Raw genomic sequence first — 3,195 nt, 5'->3', positions numbered from 1 at the left:
GTCTTCGTGACCGACGGCAGCCGGGAGCTCGGAGAGGACGAAGCCCAGGAGGCGCAGCGCCTGGCTTCCCGGGGGAGGGTACTCGGGGTCGTCAACAAGGGGGACCTGGGGGATCGCCCACTGGCTGCCTTGCGACGGGTGCTCGGCGGAGAGCCGCTGGTGGTCTCGGCCCGCACGGGCGCGAGGATCGATTCCCTCCTCGAAGCCCTTCGGCAGGCGGCCTGGGGAGGCACCGGAACCGGAGATGCCGTACCGCTTACCCACCGGCGCCACCGGGAAGCCGTAGAACGCGCCGCGGCAGCCCTGCGCCGGGGGCTCGCGGCCTGGGAGCAGGGGACCTTTCCCGAGGTCGCGGCGAGCGAGCTCCACGAGGCGCACCGCTGCCTGGGGGAGCTCCTCGGCTGGGGCACCCCGGACGACGTGCTGGAGGAGATCTTCTCCCGGTTTTGCATCGGGAAGTGAGGGGGTAACGTGAGGCGTGAAGCGTGAGACCGTGGGCTCCGGTCTCCCAAGCGCCGATCGCCAACAGCCAACGGCCCACCGTGACCCATACCCGGTACTGTTTCACGTGAAACACCCCACGGGGACGACGCATGGAATGGCCCGTTTCCTTTGACGTCGCAGTGGTCGGGGCCGGCCACGCGGGCATCGAGGCCGCCCTCGCGGCGGCCCGCCTGGGGGCCCGCACGCTCTTGCTCACCATGAACCTCGACACCGTGGGGCAGATGTCCTGCAATCCCGCGGTCGGGGGGCTCGCCAAGGGCCACCTGGTCCGGGAGGTGGATGCCCTGGGGGGAGAAATGGGCCGCGCCACCGATGCCACCGCCCTCCAGTTGCGCCGCCTCAACACCCGCAAGGGCCCTGCCGTGTGGGCCACCCGCGCCCAGGCCGATCGCCACCGCTACTCCCGGCACATGAAGGCCGTGCTCGAGGGCCATCCCGGACTGACCCTCCACCAGGGTGAGGCCGTCGGCCTGTGGCTCGAAGGGGACCGGCTTGCCGGGCTCCACACCCGCGCCGGCTGCCGCCTGCGCGCCCGCGCCGCGGTCCTGTGCCCCGGCACCTTCCTCAACGGCATGGTTCACGTCGGCCTGTCGAGCTTTCCCGCCGGCCGCGCCGGCGATCCCCCTTCGTCCGCCCTCCCGGAGGACCTGCGCCGGCTCGGATTTCCCTTGGGGCGGCTCAAGACCGGCACACCGCCCCGCCTCAACGGCCACTCGATCCGCTGGGAGGGGCTGGAGGCCCAGGCCGGGGATCCCGACCCGGTCCCGTTTTCCGTGGACACCCCGAGCTTTTCCCGGTCCCAGCGCCCGTGCCACGTGACCTATACCACCCCCGAGACCCACCGCATCATTCGCGACAGCCTGCATCGTTCCCCCCTGTACGCGGGGGTCATCCGGGGAATCGGTCCCCGCTACTGCCCCAGCATCGAGGACAAGGTCGTCCGGTTCGGCGACAAGGACCGCCACCAGATCTTCCTCGAACCCGAAGGGGACCAGACCCGCGAAATCTACCCCAACGGCATCTCCACGAGCCTTCCCCTCGACGTCCAGCTTCGCCTCGTGCGTTCCATCCCCGGCCTGGAGGACGCCGAGATCCTCCGGCCCGGCTACGCCGTGGAGTATGACTTCGCAGACCCGTGCACCCTCTTTCCCACCCTCGAGTCCAAGCTCGTGGAAGGGCTCTTCCTCGCGGGCCAGATCAACGGCACTTCCGGCTACGAGGAAGCCGCCGCCCAGGGTCTCCTGGCAGGCATCAACGCGGCCCGGCGGGCGGCCGGCCGGGCGGGGGTCGTGCTGGGCCGTCACGAGGGGTACTTGGGAGTGCTGGTAGACGACCTGGTCACGCGCGGCGTGACCGAGCCGTACCGCATGTTCACGAGCCGCGCGGAGTTCCGCCTGCTCCTCCGGGAGGACAACGCCGACCTCCGCCTCACCCCCCTGGCCCTACGGCTCGGGTGCCTGCCTCCCGCGCGGGCTGTCCGGTTTCGCGCTCGACAGGCCGCCCTGGAGGAGCTGCGCCGCCACCTGTCTACCACGCGTGTCGGCCCGACCCCGGCCTCCGATGAGATCCTGCGCGGGGCCGGCACCGCGCCCCTGCGGGAGCCTGTCCTTCTCGAGGAGCTCCTGCGCCGCCCCGAGCTCACCCTCGCGCACCTCAAGCCCCTCGCCCCGGGCTGGCCCGCCGCGGACCGCCGGGACGAAGAGACGGTGGAGGTCGACGTGAAGTACGAGGGGTACGTCCGCCGGGACCGCCAGCGTCTCGAGGAGACGGCCCGCCTCGAAACCCTCCCTCTCCCCCCGGACCTGGACTATGCCGCCGTGGCCGGCCTCACCCCCGAGGTCCGCGACCTCCTGGCCCGCGGCCGCCCCTTGACCCTGGGCCAGGCCCAGCGCCTTCCCGGCATGCGCCCCGCGTCCGTCGCCGCGGTGCTCATCCACTTGCGAAAGGCCGGGGTCTCCCCGTGAGTGCCCCGGGCGGCACCCCAGCCCCGTGGCGAGGTCTCTTCCCCTTTCCGGTCCCGGACTCCCTGCCGTGGCAGGGGCTCGAGACCTACGCCCGGGAACTGGAGCGCTGGAACCGGTCCCTGCGCCTCGTGGGTCCGCGGGACCTCTCCGGCATCCGGGTGCAGATCGCCGACGCCCTCTGCCCCTTCCTCCTCGTCCCGCCCGCATTTCCCCTCCTCGATATCGGCAGCGGCGCGGGCCTCCCGGCCATTCCCATCGCCCTGTGCTTTCCCGGAACGCCCGTGTTCTGCCTGGAACCCCTCGCCAAGCGGGTGAGCTTCCTGCGCCACGCCGCCCGCGTCCTCGGCCTCCCGGCCCTGCACGTGCTTGCGGCCCGCATGGAGGACACGAGCCGCCACCCCCAGCTCTTGGGGTCCTTTGCGACCGCCACTGCCCGGGCCGTGGCCGATCCCGCCGCCTTGCTCGCGGGCGCCCGGCCCTTTCTCCGGCCCGACGGCCAGGCGTTCCTGCTCCGCGGCCCCGAGCCCCCTCCCGAGATTTCGGGGTGGGAGCTCCTCCGCGACCTGGAGTACCCTCCGCCGCCGGGAGTCGGGCCGCGACGCCTGGCCGTCTATCGCCTCGTTCCCTGACGCCTCCCGCGCGGGTTGTTTCACGTGAAACACCCCGCGCGGGCACCCCAAGTCCACCATCTTTCTTCGGAGCGGGTTCGGGGAGCCCCGCAGGGGAG

At 72.2% G+C, this 3,195-nt stretch carries 3 protein-coding genes; all 3 read left to right on the top strand.

Features of this window, described 5'->3' with window-relative positions:
* Positions 1-462, top strand: a 462-nt coding sequence (locus AB1578_23025) for a tRNA uridine-5-carboxymethylaminomethyl(34) synthesis GTPase MnmE (protein MEW6490772.1), incomplete at its 5' end; no start/stop codon positions are given.
* 131 nt (positions 463-593) lie between these two features.
* Positions 594-2,468: a tRNA uridine-5-carboxymethylaminomethyl(34) synthesis enzyme MnmG gene (gene mnmG / locus AB1578_23020; protein ID MEW6490771.1), complete on the top strand. Its 1,875-nt coding sequence runs from the start codon at positions 594-596 to the stop codon at positions 2,466-2,468.
* Entirely contained in the window at positions 2,465-3,097 is a 633-nt protein-coding gene (locus tag AB1578_23015; GenBank protein MEW6490770.1) for an RsmG family class I SAM-dependent methyltransferase, read from the top strand. The genes mnmG and AB1578_23015 overlap by 4 nt, the downstream gene beginning before the upstream one ends.
* Positions 3,098-3,195: the final 98 nt, after the last annotated feature.

This window comes from Thermodesulfobacteriota bacterium (assembly GCA_040756475.1).
Taxonomy (GTDB): Bacteria; Desulfobacterota; Deferrisomatia; order Deferrisomatales; family JACRMM01; genus JBFLZB01.
This window is presented reverse-complemented; position numbering and strand designations above follow the sequence as displayed.